The sequence below is a fragment of the Bradyrhizobium sp. Ken01 genome (assembly GCF_055807355.1).
In genome coordinates, this window is sequence record NZ_JBVVPC010000042.1 from 1 (window position 1) to 22,511 (window position 22,511).

General features: G+C 58.3%; 9 protein-coding genes and 3 pseudogenes. 9 read left to right on the forward strand and 3 right to left on the reverse strand.

From position 1 onward, the window contains the following. Window positions 1-76 precede the first annotated feature (76 nt). Window positions 77-490: pseudogene (locus tag AC0L3S_RS30340) on the forward strand (FMN-binding negative transcriptional regulator); the annotation flags it as partial. Window positions 491-851: 361 nt separating this feature from the next. Here AC0L3S_RS30340 and AC0L3S_RS30345 read toward each other — a convergent pair. Beyond that, the gene (locus AC0L3S_RS30345; protein ID WP_259219170.1) at window positions 852-6,401 is read right to left on the reverse strand and encodes a trifunctional serine/threonine-protein kinase/ATP-binding protein/sensor histidine kinase; all 5,550 of its coding nucleotides are present in this window, start codon (window positions 6,399-6,401) and stop codon (window positions 852-854) included. A gap of 2,102 nt (window positions 6,402-8,503) precedes the next feature. On the opposite strand from AC0L3S_RS30345, the gene AC0L3S_RS30350 reads away from it, so the two are divergent. From AC0L3S_RS30350 to AC0L3S_RS30370, 5 genes and pseudogenes are all read left to right on the forward strand, one after another. Next, window positions 8,504-9,187: a response regulator transcription factor gene (locus AC0L3S_RS30350; protein WP_204513581.1), complete on the forward strand. Its 684-nt coding sequence runs from the start codon at window positions 8,504-8,506 to the stop codon at window positions 9,185-9,187. An 84-nt stretch (window positions 9,188-9,271) separates the two neighbouring features. Further along, window positions 9,272-9,667 (forward strand): response regulator transcription factor, encoded by a 396-nt coding sequence (locus AC0L3S_RS30355; protein WP_085394331.1) that lies wholly within the window; start codon window positions 9,272-9,274, stop codon window positions 9,665-9,667. A gap of 199 nt (window positions 9,668-9,866) precedes the next feature. Continuing rightward, window positions 9,867-10,139, forward strand: coding sequence for a hypothetical protein (locus tag AC0L3S_RS30360; protein ID WP_259219169.1), 273 nt, complete (start codon window positions 9,867-9,869; stop codon window positions 10,137-10,139). Between the two features lie 1,122 nt (window positions 10,140-11,261). Continuing rightward, the gene (gene nolL / locus AC0L3S_RS30365) at window positions 11,262-12,383 is read left to right on the forward strand and encodes a nodulation factor fucose acetyltransferase NolL (RefSeq protein WP_259219168.1); all 1,122 of its coding nucleotides are present in this window, start codon (window positions 11,262-11,264) and stop codon (window positions 12,381-12,383) included. Between the two features lie 238 nt (window positions 12,384-12,621). Further along, window positions 12,622-13,897: pseudogene (locus AC0L3S_RS30370) on the forward strand (IS256 family transposase). Window positions 13,898-13,975: 78 nt separating this feature from the next. On the opposite strand, the pseudogene AC0L3S_RS30375 reads toward AC0L3S_RS30370, so the two are convergent. Further along, a pseudogene (locus AC0L3S_RS30375) lies at window positions 13,976-14,524 on the reverse strand (biotin synthase BioB); the annotation flags it as partial. A 427-nt stretch (window positions 14,525-14,951) separates the two neighbouring features. Continuing rightward, the gene (locus AC0L3S_RS30380; RefSeq protein WP_456652753.1) at window positions 14,952-15,416 is read right to left on the reverse strand and encodes a DUF7694 domain-containing protein; all 465 of its coding nucleotides are present in this window, start codon (window positions 15,414-15,416) and stop codon (window positions 14,952-14,954) included. 4,439 nt (window positions 15,417-19,855) lie between these two features. Between AC0L3S_RS30380 and AC0L3S_RS30385 the strand changes: the two genes are divergently transcribed. The 3 genes from AC0L3S_RS30385 to fcl all read left to right on the forward strand — a co-directional run bounded on the left by AC0L3S_RS30385 (window position 19,856) and on the right by fcl (window position 22,408). After that, window positions 19,856-20,032 (forward strand): hypothetical protein, encoded by a 177-nt coding sequence (locus AC0L3S_RS30385; RefSeq protein WP_259219167.1) that lies wholly within the window; start codon window positions 19,856-19,858, stop codon window positions 20,030-20,032. 347 nt (window positions 20,033-20,379) lie between these two features. Continuing rightward, on the forward strand, window positions 20,380-21,465 hold the full coding sequence (gene gmd, locus AC0L3S_RS30390; RefSeq protein WP_259219166.1) for a GDP-mannose 4,6-dehydratase: 1,086 nt from the start codon (window positions 20,380-20,382) through the stop codon (window positions 21,463-21,465). Continuing rightward, window positions 21,446-22,408: a GDP-L-fucose synthase gene (fcl, locus tag AC0L3S_RS30395; protein ID WP_374762391.1), complete on the forward strand. Its 963-nt coding sequence runs from the start codon at window positions 21,446-21,448 to the stop codon at window positions 22,406-22,408. The genes gmd and fcl overlap by 20 nt, the downstream gene beginning before the upstream one ends. Window positions 22,409-22,511 lie beyond the last annotated feature (103 nt).

The following is a 22,511-nucleotide window of genomic DNA, read 5'->3' on the forward strand; positions in this document are numbered from 1 at the left end:
ACCCGGTCCATCCGGGCAACCCTCGTCGCAACATCGAGGGTGAGTCGCCTCATTTTGTGGGGGGACATACAGTCTAGCGATGGCTATTTTCACTGGGCCGCGAGCCTATATCAGCCCTTCCTGGTACGTGACGAAGCAGGAGAGAGGCGAGGCCGTACCGACCTGGAACTAAGTCGCGGTGCATGCCTACGGGCCGGTCGACTTCTTCGATGATGCCGATCGACTGCTGGAGGTAGTCACGCGAGTGACCGATGCGCATGACCACTCGGCGGGCAAAGACCGCTGGGCCGTCTCCGACGCCCCTGCCGACTTCATCAAAGCGCAGCTTAAGGGGATTGTCGGTCCGCGATTGCAAATTACACGGCTCGAAGGCACGCGGAAGATGAGTCAGAACCGCAAAGCAGCGGATCGCGCCGGCGTGATTGAGGGCTTGTCCAAGAGCGACCGTGACGAATCTCGTCGAGTGGCTCACCTCATTCCGAAGGGATAACCAACCGCACGACGGGTTGTAAACGATCCCTTATCACTTAGATTTTCTCCATTTCCTCTATGGCCATTGACGTCATTCTCGCGAACACTCCGTCTACTGCCTTCCTCTGATTCCGATTGACGCCCTGCAAGGCTCACGACGTCGCAAAGAGCCCTCAAACCGTCTTGAATCTGGCCGCTGCGGTCAGATTCAGATTTTCTGACAATTCGCGACAATCTGCGGTCGCTCCCACACTCGCCGACGGGACAGCAAGAAACGCGAATGTTTCACATTACGAACGTCACGCGGCTCGCTTCTGTCACATTGCCTCCCGGAGCACCCCTGCTCGACGTCGAAATCGAGCCTAAGACGTTCAAGACACCTATTCCACCCGATTCACGCCCTCCGGCGCAATGGGCATGCTGAACTGAAAGATCGCCCCGCGAGGATCATTCGGGCCCGCCCACATCCGGCCCCCATGCGCCTCAATAATAGAATGGCAAATGGCCAGTCCCATGCCCATGCCCTCGGATTTGGTGCTGTAAAAAGCCTCGAACACGCGGTCTGCGCTGTTTGGATCGAGCCCTGGACCCGTATCGCGAAAACTGACCAATACGCTATTCGCACCATCCGTCCGGGCACTGATCAGCAATTCGCGGTCGCCTTCCTTGATCACGCTCATGGCCTCGATGGCGTTCGTGATCAGATTGAGGATCACCTGCCGCACCTGAACGCGATCCGCTCGAACGAGCGGCAAAGCCTCAGGCCGTAGGGTCTGCACCCACACATCATTTTTTGCCAGTTCCGCGTGGACTAGGGCCAGCACCTCTACGATCAATTCGTCAATCGCAAGAAGCTCCGTTTGCATAGGAGCTTTATTCATAAGAGCGCGGATCCGACGGATCACGTTTCCTGCGCGCATACTGTCACGGACAATCAAACCGAAGGTCTGCCGAACCTCTTCCAGATTCGGCGGTTGAGCACCGAGCCAATTTAGCCCTGCCCCTGCATTACTGCTGATCGCGGCAATCGGCTGGTTGACCTCGTGGGCGATCGAGGCGGCCAGCTGCCCCATTGTCGTGATCCGATTGGCGTGTGCAAGGCCCATCAGAGTCTCGCGATAACGCCGTTCGCTCTCACGGGCTTCCGCTTCCGCTCTCTTTCGCTCTGTCAGGTCCAGGACGAAGCCAACACCTTGGTCGAGTTGCGCATCGAACGTGGCGAGGCCAATTAGCACTGGCACGCGACTGCCATCTTTGCGGACGTACTCTTTCTCGAACTGCTGAACAGCTCCGGTTCTTTTTGCTTCTGTCCGAGCACCCAATGTGCGCTCGTGCCATTCTGGAGGCGTCAGGTCGAGACCGTTGACTCGGCCTGCGAGGAGATCTTCTTGGTCGTATCCAACCATCGTGAGGAACGCTTGATTTGCCTCGATGATCTCGCCCCCTTCGTGAATGATAAAGATTCCGATGATGTTAGCGTCCAGCAAGCGCCGGATTTTCGCCTCCCGTTGGTGAACTTCGCTGTACAACCGGCTGTTTTCCAGGGCTGTTGCACCTTGAGAGGCAAGCATTTTCTGCAATGACGTTCGGGCAGCCGAGAATATGCGCGGGGCGAGATTATTCTCCAGATAAAGTACGCCGATCAGCTTGCCCTGCGTGATCAGTGGCAGGCAAAGAATAGAACGTGCTTTGCGCTCGCGGATATAAGGATCTTCGGCAAATGAAGGCTGGGCGACAGCATCTTCGAGAACCACGTTTTCGCGGACACGTAGCACGAAATGCAGCACGGATTCGGGAAGAGCCATCGGAGTTACGGGCTGTTCATCCACCTTTACAACGAGGGCATCTGCTACCGTTTTGCCTTCCGCTTCGATCCGTGGCTCGCCGCCATGCAGCAGAATCAACAAACCTCTTTCGGCGCCGGCCTGCTCAATGGTAGTCCGCATAAGCTTGTCAATTAGCTTCTGAAGCACAATCTCGCCGGAGATCGCCTGCGACACTTTGATCACCGTCGCCAGATCAAGATGCTCAACCGGAGCTCCGATCGTCATGCCATTCACGGCGAGAGGGGCCTCCTGATGCATGAGATGCGGATGCAGCTCCTCGAGTTGACGCACCTTACCATCCGCTCCCCAACGAAGGTAGCCGCGCCGCGCGTCCTGCAGGTAAACCCGGGAGATCCTGCCAAAACCGCGTGCAGCATAAAAGCGCGCTGCAAGTTCACAAGCGATCCCCTCGTGGTGGGGGAAACCGTTACGTCCTGCGGTTTGGATTGAGTGTTCGTACAGTCGCATTGCGTCTGCATCCCGGCATTCTAACCTCGCAATTTCAGCGCCGACCAAGGCAGCCCGATTCTCGAAGTTGTCGGGGCAATTCGTCGCCCATGTCTGCAGTTGCCTGTAATGGGCATCAATGATATCTCGGTGCGGCTGTTGTTCGCCTTCGCCCAGCCTGTCGCAATAACACGAGTGAGACAGCGCACCATAAAAGTGAAACTCCGCGGTCAAGGGCTCTGTTGGTATGGTCCATAGTTTGGGCTCGGCCTTCGAGCGAGCCTCAACAGCCGCAGCATAATCGCCGGATAGGAAGCGCGCCTGAAGTTTGCGGATCCAGTAAACGGTTTCGCTAGGTGACTCCGGACTTCCTGCCAACGATCGTTCAACGTCTAGCTCGTCAAATTGTTGGTCGTCGAAGCAACCGAGCGAGCGCGTGAGGCCGCGCATGGTTCTGACGATTGCGAGCTGAGCGGCTACCGCCTCAGCAGCAAATTGTACCTTTCTGTTCCGGATCGTAGCAGCGCTTTTCTCTAACTCGTTCTGTACCTCTTTCAGGTGATCTCCGGCCATCATCATACTTCCGGTTAGATGGACGGAACTGTACGCCTCATAAATGACATCACCGCTACTGACCGCGGCTTCGAGGGCTCGCCGGATCAAAACTCGGCCGTCTCTAAGCGGCTTCGTCCACGGGATCACGGTGCCTCCGACGGCCAAATAGACGTGAGCCCGAAAACGAGAGAACTCACCGCGATCAACCAGGTCGCAAGCAAGACGACCAAATTTATCGGCCGCTTGGTAGTCACCGAAGCGTCCGGCCGAGATTCGGCCTAACCATGCGTAATGGGCGCAGGAAGCATCAGTGTTGCCGTATTCGAGGCTGATGCTGACCGCTCGGCAGATCACTAAAGCGGATAAATTGGCGTCCGTGAAACCTGCAGCCGGAAGAATCCGCGTCAACACGGCGAGCGTGGCAAGCGTGGCCTGGTCTGTCATTCGAGGCAAACCAGCAAGATCCTCGATTGCGTCGGGCAGCTGTGACCACATCCGCTGATATTCGGCCAGCATTTCCTGGTCTGTCGGACGCTGCGACCACTCGATCCCGACGTCGCGAAGATATTCGAGACCTATGAGCACTGCCCGGCCGTGCTGACCTAGCGTCAAGTAAAGATCGACCCGCAAACATGCGACCGTTGCTCGTTGTGGCCCGTTCAAAGCTCGCTTCGACAGTGCGGACAAGAGACGCTCTGCAATCTCCAGCTGGCCTACCAAGAGTTCGCATTCGGCCCGGCTGGTCTCGAGTGCGAACGCGAGCTCGCGGCGCCTTTGCCAAGAATTGGGCGCGAGCAGCGCAGCACCGACGGTGAAATATGTGAGCGCCGAGGCGTAGGCCGCCGACGCCCTGGCACGCTGCCCTGCCATGAAGTTCAACTCGGCGAGCTGCTCTCGCTCCTGACCGGAAGCGATGAGCGCGACGCCTCGATTGAGCTGACTGACAATGTCGAAGATGGCCTCTTCGCGTTTGTGCGCAGGGATGTGTGCCGCGAGCATCCGACCGATCCGCAGATGGGAAGGAGCGCGCGAGGATTCCGGCATCAGCAAGTAGGCCGCCTCTTGAACGCGATCGTGGACAAAGCGGTAGGCTGTCCCATGCCGCACGATCAGTTCCAGCCGGATTGCCGGCCACAGGGTCGCGTGCACCTGTTCCTCTGAAATTTCGAGCACAATCGCAAGCTCCGCCGTCCCGGCGATGTTGCCGAAACAGGCCAGCTGTTGCAGCGCTTCCTGCGTTTCCTTTGGCAGCCGGATGAGCTTGCCGAGCATCAGATCGACGACGTTCTCGGTGTACGCTTTTGCGTGAATTCGCTGCAGATCCCAACGCCAGCGCGCCGACACGTGATCGAACGTCAACAGCTGCTCTCCGGCTAGTTCGGACAAGAATTGAACGGCGAAGAACGGATTGCCCATCGTTTTCTGATGCACCAACTTCGCAAGCGGGGCAGCGCGCTTTGGTCCGCAGCGAAGGGTATCCGCGACCAACTGCCCGACGTCCTCTGCGCTGAGCGGCGATAGCGTGATCTCCTGTAGATTTAGGCCGGCTCTCCCGATGGACTCGAGCTTGCGTTTGAGCGGATGATCTGCATCAACTTCGTTGCTGCGGTAAGCTCCAATAAGCAGCAGGTGCAGATCCGGCTGGGTCAGCAGATCCTCGATCAGGTCGAGTGTTGCGGCGTCATACCACTGCAAATCATCGAGGAAGAGCACCAATGGATGGGTTCGCCGGGCGAACACGCCAATAAAGCGACGAAACACGAGCTGGAAACGGATTTGTGCTTGACGGGCTGGAAGCTCAGCAACCGCGGGCTGCTCGCCGATAACCAGGCTCAGATCGGGGATCAATTCGACGATCAGCCGTCCATTCCCAGCGAGCGCCTCCCGGAACGCTTGCCGCCAGGTCGCGAGTTCGCCCTCACTTTTGCTGAGAAGAGGACGCACAAGGCTCTGAAAGGTCTGCACTAGTGTCGCATAGGGCACATCGCGCTTCACTTGGTCGAATTTGCCTGATGCCAAGAGCCCGCGATAGGGCACGAGTACTTTGTGTAGCTCCTGAACGAGCGAAGTCTTACCGATGCCGGAATAACCGGCAACCAGCACCAACCTCGGCGCGCCGCTCTTCACCGCTCGATCGAAAGAGCCAAGCAAGGTCTCGATCTCGCGGGCTCTCCCATAGAGCTTCTCGGGGACGATCAACCGATCAGGTGTGTCGTCTGCGCCAAGTTCAAAAGGCTCGATGCGACCATGGTTGGCCCATGCTGCCAGACAGTGTTGCAGATCGTGTTCAAGGCCAGCGGCAGTCTGGTAGCGTTCCTCGGCGGTTTTCGCGAGGAGTTTCATCACAATTTGAGAGATTGGCTCCGGGACATTTTGCGATTTCTCGAGGGGCGGTGTTGCTTTTCTTGCAATATGACAATGAATCCACTCCAACGGGTCTGAGCCCGTGAACGGCAGCGCGCCGGTCAGCATCTGGTAGAATATCACGCCAAGTGAATAGAGATCACTGCGAGAGTCGACTGAGCGATTCATTCGTCCGGTCTGTTCGGGCGCCATGTAGGGCAGCGAGCCGGCGATGAACTCGGCAGGCTCAGGCGGCACCCGCTCGCGCGAAAGACGGGAAGCCAGACCAAACCCAGTGAGCCGCACCTGTTCGTCCGGGCAATTGACCAGAATGTGAGCGGGTTTCAGGTCCTTGTGGATCAAGCCGTGCCGGTGAAGCTTGCCCACGGCCGTCGCGATTCCAACGGCGAGGCGCAGGAAGCGCTGGGGCTCCATGCGGGCTCCAACTAAGTTTAGAAGCGGCTCGCCGCATGGATCCTCCAGGACCAGCATGGTACGACCAGATTCCCGGACCAGTTCCAATGGGCGCACCGCCCATGCCTCGTCTAGCTCCTCCCTCAGCTCACACTCGTGGACGAGGCGGTCGAGCGTCGCTGGGTGTTCCGTGATCGGCCGCACGACAAGCACGACAGTTCTGCTGCCATGGATGAGCTGGCGCCACGCACGGCAGAACGCGCGATCACCATCCTCCCACAGGGGCTGGAAGTCGCTGTCGAGATTTGAGCCGAACAAAGTCCGACTGAGAGGGTCCCGCGGCATTTGGCCACCCAGACTAGGAAGACGCGAGTCAAAATCTGACACATAAGGAACGCAATTGTGAAGGGGCTTCACAAAGAACGCCACAGGTCCGGATCAAGGCCGCCAAAGAATTCGTAGCAGGCAAAATACGACGGACGCACAGAGCCCGATCATGTCGATCGACCGCAATCCTGCCCCCAGGCTGGGGCCCCCAGCATGGGCGGCGGCTCCCGATCACGCAGCGTGTGCGCTCGGAAATATAGACCGGCTCGTGGCCGTTACCTGCCACCAGCGAGCCGCTGACCGACATGCCGCAGGGCTCCGGATAGCCGCTCTCGATCAGGCCATGACATGTGAAAGCCGATCGGTTTGCCCATGATCGAGGCAACGCGCGAGTCCAGGCAAGAGAAATGCCGCCGACAGGCGCGGTGCAATTTGCGAGATCGACAATCATTCTAAGCCCATTTCGTTAGGTGCAATGCAGTCATCGAATCTGAACCGCAGCATCAAGCGGCAGATATGCGAGCCAGTTTGAGCCAAACCGTGCCGATAGCTGTTCTGAGGATTCCTGCTTCCATTTTTCGAAAGCAACTGACCCGCGACAAGGCACTCCTTATGCTGATACAGAGCCCGTACAGGCCCTCACTCATCGGAATGCCGGGCGCCGCCGTTCGCAGGAGGGGATTGCCGGCCATGTCGAAGCCGAGAGAGCAGGGAGAGTTCCCATACTTAAACCGGCGTTCAAGCGCGGCGGAAGCTATCCCACAACGGTCAAGAGAATTGCAACGAAGATGAAGAACAGCGGAACGCCTTCTCCTCGCCACGCCCAACGTAACAATATTTATCGCATTCCCTGCCAATTCCGCACTGCACCTTGTCGGACTTTGCCAACTCGACATCGCACAACGTGACGCTACGTACAATTCAAGCTCGTCGCCCTCGGTGTGGAGTAGCAGCCGGCCACTATTGAGTTTGGCTGCGGAGCGAGCCTCAGTTTTGCCATGTGGATTGCTTCATTGGAGGCAGCATCGCCACGGATGTACTGGCGATGTGGGGGCGAACCCTGCGCACTTCTTCTCGAAGGAGTGCGCCGGGCCGCTTTGATGAGCTGCGTGGGAAGATCAATGAGCTAGTGGGGCGAGTACTTCGGCTGACCGCTCGGCTCGCATTCTGTGCTATCTTGCCGGGTTGACTAGATAAGCTTCGAACAGCCTGCTCGCCACGAACCTATGATGCCGCCAAACCGGTAACAGAACGATACCTTTGCTGGACGAGCCTTTGTTGAGCTGAGGTAGGAGGGCAATTGCACTGGCTTTGCCGAAGCGGTAGACAGCCGGGCAGCGAATGGGCCTCTCTAGTTAGATTCACCACCCATCTTGGGACAGGCGCTTAGAAGGAAACAGGGGGACGAAGGAACATAGGCACCTCTGCAAATCGAGATGACTATATTTCCTACAAGCACGACCGAAAGGACTTGAATCGCACCTTGCGTGAGGTTGTACGAAGCCGATGCAAGATGCCTTCCCAAGCTCGCTAAAGACGCAACTCACAGGCGCTCTGACGAAGCAAAAGAGTTCATGTGCTGATGCCGCTGCTACTCGTTCTAATTTCCTTTTTCCTTAGTACAAGCGCGATAGTCTACGCCGTATGCCGGCGAGCTCGGCGCATGCATAGGCAACATCGCGCGAATTCGCTCAGCTCACGGCCGCGCATCCAACTACCACGACGGCGGGCATTCTAATCCAGCCGCATAGTGAGGATCCGCCGCCTCATGCAGCCTCCACTCGCGAGTGGCCCGCGGGGACGCGCCCCCATGCAAGAGCGAACGCCTCACTTTCTGGATTCGGTGCTTCTCAAACGGCTGCTGATTGATTATCGATGCCGCGGGCCTGTTCCCACGGAACGGCGGAGAGACCCGAAAGCCAGTTCTCGACCACTCGGGCGCTTTTTGTTAGACTTTCTTGGTAATGCATTACGCGCTGCGAACGGCTGCCCCGGTCACATCCCTGGGAAAGTCTCACAGATTTGCAATGCGCGAAAGTTCCTAGGCAGGCCAGGGTGATCAACCAGCGGTCGTCCTAGCACGGTATTTCTACTATAATTGCAAAAGTGAGGCTCTTATCGTGACCAAGCGCACTGAACCGCGGACGCAAGCCGCAATTGTCGAAGGGCCGGAGGTGAGACCGAGCGTGTTCGTCGTCGACGACGACCTCTCGATGCGCGAATCGTTGGTCAACCTATTTCGTTCCATCGGTCTAGATGTCGTTGCTTACGGATCCGCCCAGGAACTGCTCCACAGCGAACTTCCTGATGTTCCTAGCTGCCTTGTGCTTGACATCAGACTGCCGGGATTGAGCGGACTTGAGCTCCAGAATGAGTTAGCCAAATTGAAGGTTCATATCCCCATCATTTTCATCACCGCTCATGGCGATATTCCGATGACCGTCAAAGCGATGAAGGGTGGAGCAATCGATTTTCTCAGCAAGCCGTTTCGCGATCAGGAACTGCTCGATGGCGTCATCGCTGCTATCGAAAAGGATCGCAAAAGACGAGGTGTAGACAAGGTAATCAAGAGGCTGCAGTCCTTGTTTGAGGCCCTAAGTCCACGGGAGCAGGATGTGTTGAGACTTGTCGCCACCGGTCTATTGAACAAACAGGTCGCCGCGGAACTCGGGCTCGCCGAGATCACGGTCAAAATCTACCGCGGGCACGTGATGAGGAAGATGGGCGCTCGATCGCTAGCCGATTTGATTAGGATGGCTGAGAGGCTGGGAATTGGGACCGACCGTCTCAAGGTACAAACCTAAGTATGATTTTACAATTTCGTCGTACACGCGCACCCTTCAGCTGGCCGCTATGCTTCGGCCAGTGCCTTCGCCGAACGAGGACGGGTGGTCTTGTCTAAGTATTCAACTATCTCCGTCGTCGACGACGATCCTTCAATTCGTGCCGCACTGAACAATCTTTTAAAATCGCAGGGCCACATCGTTCATACGTTTGCATCGGCTGAGGATTTCTTGCGGTCGTCTCAATTGAACGATACGTCCTGTGTCATTACCGACGTGCAGATGCCCATGATGAGCGGCTTTGAACTTTTGGAACGGATGCGGGCCCAGGGCCACGCTGCGCCATTCATCTTGATTACTGCCTTCGCGGACGATCGCACGCGAGCCCGCGCGTTGAAAGCCGGCGTGACTGGCTTTTTTCCCAAACCCTTTGCCGGTCTGGAGTTGATAGCCTGCCTCGATAAAGCGCTGCACGAGCATCGTGACGGAACGGACGCCTGAAAGATGGGGAAGCAATCCGGACCAAGCCGCAACCTGCACGGCGCTTTCGATGTCGATCAATGGGCGATTACCAGCGCTTACAGCGTGCCAGTGGCAACCAACGCCTTTCCATCTTGCCGCATTCATATCGCTGTTATTCCGCTTTCGAAACCCGGTTGAAGCACTTGCAACATCGGTCTCCTGACAAGAAGCCCCTGGTATGATCGCGCAATCCGACGAGGCGATGCCCCCTTCCCTTTCTGACGGTGCACACCACCCTCGCAGCGGCAGGACGGTTTCCGAAGCGGTCGAACGTTTGCACCGACAGATTCGCCAACCTGTGTCCGACCCCAGCAACCCGAAGCACCCGAAACTTACGCATCCGTTGCGGCTGGCCGATGCGATCTCAAGCCATGCCTTTGCTACCGAACGCATTCGCGCCGCCGACACAACGGCCCGGTCCCCCAAAGCGCTCGGCTTGGACGCGCGATGAGCCCGCGTGCCGGACCAGATCCGCGGCGGCGGTGTCCTTTCTACTCGCCGCGACCGTGAGCGTGAGCATGCAGTACACGCTTCCGGCTGGCGGGCTGCGTTGTCGCCGGGAGCGCGTCCGCGCCTCTGGTCACGATGACATTTTTCGGCCTACATCCTTCCCGCTTCCAAAGCTAACCGGGTGGTATGCGCCAATTCTTCGATCGCGCGCGACTGAGCAATCCTGGGGTCGGGAGCGACTCTGATCGAGCTGCTTATCTCAGTTCCAGAATGAGGTCCGCCGAAGGCGACCTCGTTGGCGCGGAAACTTGCGCTCTCTGAACATCGCTCACTTGAACGCAATTGGTCATCCGACCAAGTACGATCTAAGTAGGGCCTTCGCCGGATGCACACCAATCAACGAGCTTCAGCAAGAGATGGCACTCCACTCGCGCAGGCGGTTGCACGCCTGGTCCTGATGAGCCTGTGCCCATCACACGGGAGCGGACTTTGTGAGGACCGCAGTTGTGCAGCAGCAATCCGGGCCGAGCCGTTTACAAGGTGCAGCAGGAATCACTCCGGCGGAGCTTGCGAGGAAAGTCGTCTCGGGACCGGCGGTTCACGGCGTGAGTTACGCGAAACCGAACGAGCATCTCAATCACGAAGCGTTCGTTCTCGGCTTTTGCTCTAGAACTGCTGAGCACCGCTATCCGCATGCGCGCATAGCGCCCCATCTTGGCGTGCCCGAGTTCAGTTTTTAGAAGCCCCCATTCGCGTAAGCACCTCGGCGTCAAGAAGGTGACGGACCAAACGTCGATTGTTCTGGACCAACAGAAGAAGCCGGGTCTGAGATGCGTCGGGCTGAGTGGGAGGCTGAGCGCGACAGTCTTCCTCCCAGAACCGCGTCTGCAAGTAGTATGCCGCGCCCGTTCTGCTACACCAGCATTTCCAAATCCGATATCTTTTCTCTGCCGCAAAGTTCCCTGAGGCGACAGACACGCTCGGCCCACAGCTAATTCTTCAAAGCCTAACACGCTGGGCTTATTCCCTCCCAAAAACTCCCGCCATCACCTTTCGCTTGGATCGAAAATGAGGCAGAAGAAGCGAACAATGGGCCGCCGGCTCGTCAACAACAGATATTTAGATGTTTGATACATTGCTACCCGTAACTGGAACGATCGCCCCGAGCTCGCGCGCGACAAAGGCAAACGATCGAGATCTAAGCTTAGATTTCGCGAAAGGTGCGCTCATTGTTTTGGTGATCGTTGGGCACCTGATCCAGTACGTCATCTATCGAGACGACGGGTTTTGGTATTCGCCCTACTACAAATCGATCTATATGTTTCACATGCCACTCTTCATGGCGATAAGCGGATATCTTTCTTTTCGATCGCTCGTGCAAAAGTCCTTCATTGGAGCCGCCAGCGACCGTGCGAAGCAGCTTTTGCTGCCGATGCTGTTTTGGTGGGCGTTAATGGAGACAGCTAAGTTAGCGGCATTGTGGCGCGCGACCAGCCTAACGAGCGGACTTTGGGAACTTGTAGACGATCTCGCCGGCACATACTGGTTCATCTGGGCCACGTTTTTTTCCTACCTTCTCCTCAAGATTTTTACCAAGCTCAGCCACCGATCTTGGGCCGTATCTGGCTCAGCCATACTGGTCGCACTCGCGCCTCTGACGTTCTCCATATCCCCCCTGATCAGATTCACTTACCCGTTCTTCTGCTTGGGATTCTTGCTTGCCGATTCGAGAGAACGATGGACGAGCACATCGCGAAATCACAAGCTGCTCCTGATTTTCTTTCTTTCGATAGTGACTTGCGTATCCTTTCTAGCTTGGGGCAAGGACAATTATGTGTACAATAATCTTGGGGTCATTCACGATTTTCGGTCGGCCAAAGACGTGCTTCTGATGTTTGTTGGCGCTGCGGCTGCCTCGGCAATCGCTATCGAACTCCTGCTGCAATGCTGGAGCTTCGGCCATTCAAATCGAATTGCCCGGTTTATCGCTGTGGAGCTGGGTCAGACCACGCTGCTGCTCTATCTCGTCCAGGGTACCGTGTTCCGTCTCATGGATTTCATACAGTTCGGAGGCTTTTGGGATCTCACGACGCGGTTGATCATCGCGGGTGTGCTCGGGGCCGCCATCGTTGCGATCGCGCTAACGGTCCGCTCCATCGTTCGCGGCGTTCCATATCTGTCTCAGCTGGTCCTTGGAATGCCACCACGCGCGGGTCTCCCGCAAGCCAAACCTGCAATGAACTAGCTGTACTTTTTTTGTTTGAGTGCGGCAGAGTGTTGCGACGTCATCGACTAATCCGGATGGTTGCGAAGATTGGCCAGCAGTACAGCATGCCGAAACGGTCCTCGACGTGCTCACCCATACCAATAATGCCGCCGCAGCAGGGGATGTCCCGGGTTCTGTTGAATTTCTGAAGAGGTCGGCGTTGCCCACCTTGAGCCGGTAGGCTCGGGGTGCTGATTCCACAAAGGAGAGCAACGCCATGACGAGAGATATCACACCGGCTGGTTCGCCGGCGACCGGGGCTGTGGACGAAGCGTTTGCAGAAGTGCGGGCGAGCTTCGATCGGTTCTGCCTTGCGGCAGGGATCGAGGCGCTCGGCACGATGATGGAGGCGGATGTCACGGCGGCCTGCGGGGCCGCGCCACGATCGCGACGCGGCGCGGCGGGCGCACCGTTGGGGCCGAACGCGGGGACGGATCGGCTTCCACGGCGGCAAGATCGAGGTCGAGCGCCCGCGGGTCCGGGGCGTGGATGGCGGCGAGGTCACGATCCCGAGCTGGGAAACGGCGGCGCAGGAGGATTGGCTCGGTCGCTGGGCGATGAACCTGATGCTGATCAATGTGTCGACGCGCCGGTTCGGCCGCGCCGTCCGGCTGCCCGAAGGTGACGTGCCGGCACCGCCCGGATCGGGGGTTTCGAAGTCGGCGGCCTCGCGGAGGTTCGTAGCGCTGTCGGCGGCGCGGCTGGCTGACTTCATGGCTGCCGATCTGTCCGCGCTCGACCTTCTGGTGGTCCAAATCGACGGGCTGCATCTCGGCGACGATCTCGTGCTGGTCGCCGCGATCGGAGTTGACGGCGAAGGCAACAAGCATCCGCTGGCGCTGGTGGAAGGGGCGACCGAGAATGCCGCAACGGTTCAGGCCCTGCTGGACAACCTGGTCTCGCGCGGGCTCGACCCGACGATGCCAAGACTGTTCATCGCCGACGGCGCGAAAGCGTTGTCGAAGGCGATCCGCCGCACCTTCGGTTCGGCCGCTGCGATCCAGCGCTGCCAGGTCCACAAGGCGCGCAACATCATGGAACGCCTGCCGAAAGAGCATCATGCGCCCACCCGTCGGGTGCTGCGCCAGGCGTGGGAGCTCGATGACGCCGACAAGGCTGAAAAATTGATCCACAATCTCGCGCGTCGCCTCGACCAGCAATGGCCCGGCGTCGCGGCCAGCATCCTCGAAGGCCTCGACGAAATCCTGACTGTCGTCCGGTTGAAGCTGCCGAAGGAGCTTCGTCGATCGCTCGCCTGTACCAACATCGCCGAGAACATGATGGGCACCATTCGCCGCGTCACGCGCAACGTCAAACGCTGGCGGGATGCCGGTATGGCCTTGCGATGGGTCGCGGCCGGCATGATCGAGGCCAACAAGGGCTTTCGACGATTGAAGGCGCATAAGCAATTGTCGGTTCTGCGTGCAGCCCTTCAAGCTCACCACGATCGCATGACGATCAAGCCCGTTGCCCACGTCTCGAGGGCCGCGTAACATTCATCCCGGCAACGTCGGCCCGACGTAGTTCAACACCGATCGGGACATCCCCCCGCAGCAGACTTTGGTGCCCTACCCACGCACGCGTGAAAGAGTGTCGCTGCGATCCTGCAAGGTCCGGGTAGTGATGATGCTGCGGTAGAACTCCGGAGGAGGCCGGCGTCGGCGAGCCGTTCGGCTTGCTTTGGCGTGAGCATGCCGAGCGATGCGCACTCTCCATATCAACACGTTTAATGGCAGCAATCATGTCGCAGACCTGATCGAGGTCGCGGTCCTTTGGACTGCGCCAGGCCGCAGCCAGCCAGAAGCGAGTCGCGCCGGCGGCCTTGGCGCGCTGCGCGGCGGCGACCACATCAACGCGATCCATCAAGCGAGTTGCCTTCAGCCCAGTGTCGTAAGGCACGCTCTGTGCACAGTAGGCGAAATCTTCAGGACAACCGCCGGTCTTAATGCTAAGCAGGCTTGCGGTTTCGACGTGATTTGGGTGGAAATCGCCGCGATGAACGGTGTGGGCCTGAAATAGAAGGTCAGCAAATAGAAGCGCGTAAACCCTTCCACCGCGGCACGTTGCCAGGTGGACCGGCGCGCTCTGGTGGCCGCTATTGCCTTCGCCTTCCACAGCATCCCCCGAGACTTTCGCTCGATCATACAGACGATACCGTCGTGCGTAGCTCCGCAAAGCAACACTCTTGCCCGGGATTAAACGAGAATAATCGCCGAGTTGCACCCGGGATGGCGCCCGCATCAGCCTAATAGCCGCCCTCTCATGCAGGACCTCCTCGCAGATCGAGGCACGCGCAACAACATTCCCCGACACGCCTCACTAAGGCAACCAGCCTATGCGTGGTTGCGCCCCATAGGATCGTTTCCTGATACAAATGTGGTTTGGCCGCGCCACATGTATAACGGAGCGACGGATCTAATTTAATTCGTCACCGACCGTGTGCTCGTCGCCCGCTGCGCACATCCCCCTGGACTCTCCAAGATGATCTGCGGGAAACAGCAGAGTACTTTACCGCCGCTCGACTTTACACCGACGCGGCGAGATCCGTTATGACCCGGCACTCACCTGCCCAAACAGAATTGCCGCTTCAGACGGCCCGAGCCCGACGATGCCCACGAAAGCTGCGGAAGGCATCGGAATAACCTGACGTGTCGGCCTCCAGAGATGCAAGCAATAGCGACTATTGTTCACATACTGCGAACGAGGAGGATGCAGCTGCATCACGCATTCCTCCTGATCCCAAAACAGATCTTTGACGAGGCACATTTCGTCCCAATTTGGAGAACGCCGTGGCGTCGACACTGAGACATGCTCCCATCCCGGACGGACGAAGCCGATGATCTTGAGTTGACAGCCACAAGGCCCCTGCACGTAGAAGAGACCGGAAGGACCAGATCCCGGTGCGGTGGCGAATCGGCCATCGCTTACGCGCCCCGCCTCGAGTCTTTCCGCAATTTGTTTCCTCACGCGTTCTCCTTGTTTCGACCGACAGAGTTGACTCCGGCACCACACGTGTCGTCCGACACTTCCATCGTGCGGCTGCTACTCGGCATGGCCCGTCCCAGATACTCCTGATCACCCGCACCAACTTACCTGGATGAAGAACATCGGTTCTGTCCGGAATCGTCCACCGAAGATTTCTGTTGTGGTTGGTCTTTCGACCGTAATTATCATTTGTATTTTCACGTCATGCGTGACTTGCTGCGAACTTGCCTGACTCACACGATCCGCGCAGACAATCTACGCCCGGTTTGGCTACGCAAGCTGCCAGCAGGAGCTTCCGCTCGCCTCTTCGCCTTAGCAAGTAACGTTATGGCGTTGAGCTAACAGTGTTGGTGCAAGATGCCACAATTCGACTGAAACGCTTCATAGCCAAAATGGCGGCGGAAGCCAATTCGCGTGGCATGATCCGGGGATCCGCTAGTTTGTCACCCAAAGACACGTGGCCGGCTTCAGCAGATGATGCAAGGCGAGGCCGATGCTTCGACAGTTCGTCGAGCGAGAGGCTTGCAATTTCGCTCTTGCGACGATCTGACGGTGGGCTTCATCTCATTCCTTCTCATGTCCAGGGTTAGCCGGCTTGTCGCCTGAGACACCGTCAATGCGTCATCTATGTGGCCGACCAACCTTACTCACAATTGATTCACGGCCAGAGGCTCGGACGCGCGGACCGCACTTTTGAACAGCCTCGCTCATCGGCGTTACCGTATGAGGGCGTTTCGCAGTTCAACCCGAGAGCCGTCCCACGGAGAGGCTTCCGCGCCGCGATCGCGACGCATTGACCTTCGATGCAACGATCGCTCCGGCGGCGATCAGAACTGCCCGTCAACCCCATTTCTCTGCTGCCCCTCCGCGAGGCGGGCCAACTTATCATATTCCTCAGCGACCTTGAGGAGCCTGCATCTGGATGTGTCGTCCTCGAGCGACTCCGCTTTTACTCGCGTCGCTTCCGCACGCCCTCGCCAATGTTTGGCGTCGGAGAATGGCTTCTTCTGCTTCATGCAAAAGACGATGCAATATTTAGATCAAGAAAATGCGACACATGACCTACGTAAGATCCCGTAGGCTCGCTTTCGCAAACGCACCTCATTCGCCTTCATCTACCGTCCGCTCTGTCGATGTCTGAGATGCGACCAAGCCACTCGCAATAGGCCCAAGCGAGTCGAGTAATCTTCACTACGGTCTTCTCAGTTGAGAACGCCCACTTGAAAACATCGCGCCAACGCAAAATGATAATGGAGATTGGATTCGCGTCAGGTCCCCGTGCCAAATGGCCGACTCTCAACATAAGGGCTTGAATCGGACGTAGCGTCAGATTGTAAGGTCTTCATGCCGCTGGCGAGCGCGCCTAGCCGTACAACAGCTTCCGGGCGACAAAATTGGGAATGTGTGATTTGGAGCTCAGATTTGAGAACGCCCGCGGCGGCCCCAAACGCCTCAGTTGAGGCGGCCTCGGCGACTCGCTGCAAGATCTCGGGAACCGGCAGAACTGGTTTCTAAGATCGAACAGCATCGCCGCGTGGCGATTGCCCGATTTGAGATATTGCTCACGGCGGAGGTCGCCGTCCGGAGATCAGCGCCTTGCTGCTCAGAGTGGAATGAAAGTTGGAGAACGGCTTTAGCAAGTGGCCGGATGAGCCGGCGCTTCGTGAAGCCGCGGTCAAGATCGCGACTGAGAGCCCTTTGCCGGATGCGCTCGACGATCGTCTCTCAGCGTTCATGTGCCGATGCTCGCCGTGATCCGTCCGACGTCGGTTCCAGAAGCGCACCGAGGCGGCGCGATCGAAGGCATTGTCGCCAGAGATGCGTCAACTGGTCGCTCACGCCGGAACCCCTTCGGGTGCCTGGGCGGCCTCCGGGCTGGTCTCGATCGTGGTTTTCGTTTCGCGGACAGGCGACACGGCCTTCGGAGTATCAATGCTTCTGCAGCAACGGCTACCAAGTAGTCGTTCAAGTGATGACCACGTAGCGCGCGAGCTCTGACCTCAAGGGAACTCTCGATCTATGCTCTGCCCGAAATGTCATACAGAAAGCTGGTGCGAGGTCGCAATGCACGATCCCTGGACTGGCCGACCAGTGATCACCTGCAATGCTTGTGGTGAGCATGCCGAGTACGATTGCCTCCAGCGCAAAACGGCGCACGAGATCATCGCTGCTACGTTGGCCTGTAACGTGAGCGGAGAGGAGCAGCCCGACCCGCGGGCGGCGGCTGATAGGATTTTGGATGCGCTAGAGAATGCCGGCCTAACAATCGCTCGCGCCTCAAGATGAGTGGCGGGAACGCCGATCGGCGCCCCCTACGAAGGCCTTGGCGGCCCATCAGAGAGGATGGCCAACTACGCTGCTCGTTCCATGAGACGTCTGATTGCCTCCAGAACCGTCGTCTTTCGCTTCGGCCGATCTGAAGTTGCAGATCCCAATAGCAACTCTCTGGTACCAACCACGATTGTAGCAAACACGCCAATCTGGACCCAAGCCGCGATACTCAACGGGACCAGGGCTGAGCACCGCTTGGTGGCCTTTCCAAACGTATGACGGCCAGGCAGATCTTCCCACAGGTATCGAACCCTCAATGATCGATGACCTGACGTGCCTTTCGAGGTCGATAGCTCAAACTTGTCGAGAACGGCGAAGTCACTGTTGGTGCCCAGAATTCGGCTCACACGAGAATAGCGCGCTCCCGTTTAATCTTGGTTCCTATTCCGCCCGGCCGCCGCGGCTCCACAAAGTCCCGGGAACAGTGAGAGCGGAAGCTCGGCTGGATAGGCCGAAGCCAATTCGCACACACGCGAGAGAGAGCCTTCTCGCCATGGACGATTGATTCCGGCGGCGAGGCAGCTCCTATCCCATGGACGTTCCAAGAACTTCAGGGACTCGCTGGTCACTCGTCGTCTAGCGATGAGCAGCCTCACAGCTCGGCGTCGCTATGCGCGCACAACTCAGCGGACCTGAGCTGCGCGATTCCGCAGACCACGAATATCGAAAGCCAGCTGATCTGGTAAAGCGCCTGCCTCGCTTCGCGGCTGGCTGCCGGCGAACAAATACGAGTTTGACATATTCACGCGATTAGCCCCAGGGGGATTGAACCGCACGTAGCGTCAGATTGTAGAGTGCGCCGCTAGGTAGCATCAATCTTCGGCCGCTTCAGAATTCCTGTGGGCTAAAGCGGAGCGCGATCGCGTGCGATGAGAGGTCTTCTGCCAAAGCGGCTCGAGGATCGCGCTGAGTGCGAAGGACGCTATTTCTGTTCTGTCAACGAAACTGGCCGAGCCGTATGAAGACACCATCGCTCACATGTAAGAAGGACCAATCCACCATTGGAGGCTTCGAAAGACTTTTGCGGGCACCGAGTGCCCAACGAGCCGCCGGGAGATTGTGCGCTGTCCCGGAGCGGTAATGTGAGAAGACCCGATAAATCCAACAGGGTCTTGCTCGTCGATCACTGTGAGGGCCAATGCCGGGCCATTGTCGGCTTCAAGAATGGCGATCCTGGAACGGCGTATATGTGCGGCGAACCCGTTGTGAGGGGACCGCGCCAAAAGCTGTCATCATGGTGCGCTTATCACCATGCCCGAATGCACGTCATGCCATGGTCGGACGGACGCGGCGTCCTTGAAAGAAAGCAGACTAGATGACCAAGAGGAGCGCGCGCAGCTGCTGGCCTTCGGCAGCGCCTATTGCGGCAGCAAGAGAGCTGCCGGTACTCCGCGAGCTGGATCTGCTCCACATGCAGGCCCGACAATTGCCCCAAGGCCGAGCGCCGCTCTAGGCAATGAGACCTGACGAACGAGTGTTGAGAGCTCATGTGAGCGCCTCGGAAAGGAAATGATGTGCAAGTCTAGACCCGCGAGCGACCGAAGATTTCGGCCTTGATTGAGCGCAACGCGGCGTTCGAACTCAATAAGCGGGCGATCCACTTCGAGGGTGTGCCTCTAAGCTTACGCTGCTTTTGTCGCATTCGAGCAGGCGGCGCGTGGTTAAATGGCCCAGCTCGACGTCCTTCGCGCGCAGCTCATCCCAACTCTTTCTCGGAGGGGCTGCAAATCAAGTGCGATAATTGAGATAGAACGCGATTGATCCGTCACTCCGGGTGGTTTCCCCGAAAGCGGGCTCAAGAACCGGGACCTTGCCGCCGTATCGATAACAGAAGGGGCGCTCGGGATCAGCTAACCGTTTCAATGACACCGGCTGCGCTCAAGCCGGCTTGTTCACGCACATCCGGTCTTCGCCTGTCCATAGTACCGCCGTCGTCCGCGCGCTACACGCACCATTATTGTCCACTCCGAGACGCACTCGCGCGCAATGAACCGCCAGATTGTTTCCGCAACTGTATTCGTCGTAGGGGGGCAGAGCACACGGCTAGTCGCGATAATCTCCCTTGAGGTTTGGTAAAGCAGGTGCACCTGCCTCATTCATGCATTTGCTATGAACTCAAACAGCACAGAGCCAATATGCGCGCCTTCACTTTTGCTTGCCCGATTGCCAACATGATTGTTCAGAAATGGATCGATAATGATAAGGGCTGCGCGACAGAGAGCGAATTTCTAGGCTTTGTTGGCCCGGTTTGCTCGCAGTTGCACTGGATGAACAGCAAGACTGGTAAGCTCTCAGGTAAGGACAAGAAATGAGGGAAACTCCCTGGCTTGACGCGCGAGCTGAGCACCGAGCGACTGTGGGAGCTTCACGGCCAAACGGTCTGCTTACCCCTTAGCTGCGCCGCAATGGTCGCACCTAAACGATAGAGAAGCGCCTGACGAAGGCCAGACGAGATCTGCCGGACTACAAACTTTCGTATAGTCCTTCAAAACCCTTTCGCCGTGGAAGGTTTACCTCAGTACAGTTGAGCAATCGGCGCAATGCCTGTAGAGGGTCCACACTTCGGCAGATCGAGAGCGTGACGCTTCCGCATTGGAAGAGCCAGACGCGATTGACGTCGTCGATCGGGGAACGACATTAACCTGCGCAGAGAGATGACTTGTTAAACCACGAGAGCAAACGGCGGGTCGCTCTGATCACCGGCGTGACCGGCCAGGACGGCGCCTATCTCGCCGAATACCTGCTGTCGCTCGGCTATGTCGTGCACGGCATCAAGCGGCGTTCGTCCTCGTTCAACACCGCGCGGGTCGATCATCTCTACCAGGACCCTCATGTCGGCAACGTGCCGTTCCTGATGCACTACGGCGACATGACGGACTCGAGCAATCTGATCCGCCTGGTGCAGCAGATCCGGCCGACCGAGATCTACAATCTCGCCGCCCAGAGCCACGTCGCCGTCAGCTTCGAGAGCCCGGAATACACGGCCAATGCCGACGGCATCGGCGTACTCCGCCTGCTGGAAGCAATCCGCATCCTCGGCATGGAGAAGGAGACGCGGTTCTACCAGGCTTCGACCTCCGAGCTCTACGGCCTCGTCCAGGAGATCCCGCAGAAGGAGACCACGCCGTTCTATCCGCGCTCGCCCTACGGCGTGGCAAAACTCTACGGCTACTGGATCACGGTGAACTACCGCGAAGCCTATGGCATGTTTGCGAGCAACGGCATCCTGTTCAATCACGAGAGCCCGATCCGCGGTGAGACGTTTGTGACCCGCAAGATCACGCGCGCAGTCGCCCGTATCGAGGTCGGGCTGGAGGAGACGCTCTATCTCGGCAATCTCGAAGCCAAGCGCGACTGGGGCCATGCGCGCGACTATGTCGAGGGCATGCACAAGATCCTGCAGGCCGACAATCCCGACGATTTCGTGCTCGCCACCGGCGAGATGCACTCGGTGCGCGAGATGGTCGAGCTATCGTTCGCCCAGCTCGGCCGCCGCATTGCATGGCGCGGGGCAGGCGTCGAGGAGACCGGCGTGGACGAGACGAGCGGCAAGACGGTGGTGAAGATCGATCCGACCTATTTCCGCCCCACCGAGGTCGATCTCCTCGTCGGCGACGCCAGCAAGGCGCGCGAGGTGCTCGGCTGGACGCCGAAGCGGAGCTTTGCAGAGCTCGTCGCGGAGATGATGGCGAGCGACCTGGCGGACGCCAAACGGGATGGGGCCGGTGGCAAACGCACGGTTTGAGCTGAAGGGCAAAAGCGTCTACGTCGCGGGTCATCGCGGCATGGTCGGCAGTGCGGTTGTGCGCCGGCTCGCACGGGAGGACGTGAATCTCGTGACGGTGGACCGGCGCGAGGTCGATCTCTGCAATCAAGCGGCCGTGTTCGACTGGTTTGCGCGCGTGCGGCCACAGGTGATTTTCCTAGCCGCTGCCAAGGTCGGCGGCATCGTCGCCAACGCCACGCTGCGCGCCGAATTCATCTATGACAACATCGCGATTGCGGCGAACGTGATCCATGCCGCGCATCTGAGTGGCGCCGAGAAGCTGATGTTTCTCGGCTCCTCCTGCATCTATCCGAAGCTGGCTCCGCAGCCCTTGCGCGAGGACTCGGTGATGTCCGGTCCGCTGGAGCCCACCAACGAGCCCTATGCGATCGCCAAGATTGCCGGCATCAAGATGATCGAGGCCTATCGCGCGCAGTATGGATCCGACTTCATCAGCGTGATGCCGACCAATCTCTACGGCCCTGGCGACAATTATCATCCCGAGTATAGCCACGTGGTCGCCGCCCTGATCCGCCGCTTCCACGAGGCCAAGGTTTCTGGCGCGAAGAATGTCGTGGTCTGGGGCACCGGCACGCCGCGGCGCGAGTTCCTTTATGTCGACGACATGGCGGATGCCTGCGTGCACCTGATGAAGACCTATTCGAGTGCCGAGCTGATCAACATCGGCACCGGTGAGGACATCACTATCACCGAATTCGCGCGTGTCGTTGCCGAAATCGTCGGCTACCAGGGCGAAATCAGTTTCGATACCTCGCGTCCCGACGGCACACCGCGCAAGCTGCTCGATGTCGGCCGTCTCGACAAACTCGGCTGGCGCGCGAGAACATGGCTTGCAGATGGAATGCGGCAGACCTACGAGACCTTCTTGTCGCTATCGGCTACATCGGGACAAACGGAGTAATCATGCGCTGCTAGCCGCTGACGGGGCTCATTGTCCGTCCAGAAAGTTGCTTTAGGATACTCCCGGAGAATTCGACAGGGCTCCACGCTTTGCTTGGAGCTCG

Coding starts and splice junctions, on each gene's coding strand:
- nolL (WP_259219168.1), top strand. CDS start 11,262: ATGTTTGATACATTGCTACCCGTAACTGGAACGATCGCCCCGAGCTCG.
- AC0L3S_RS30385 (WP_259219167.1), top strand. CDS start 19,856: ATGCGCGCCTTCACTTTTGCTTGCCCGATTGCCAACATGATTGTTCAG.
- AC0L3S_RS30360 (WP_259219169.1), top strand. CDS start 9,867: ATGATCGCGCAATCCGACGAGGCGATGCCCCCTTCCCTTTCTGACGGT.
- AC0L3S_RS30345 (WP_259219170.1), bottom strand. CDS start 6,401: ATGCCGCGGGACCCTCTCAGTCGGACTTTGTTCGGCTCAAATCTCGAC.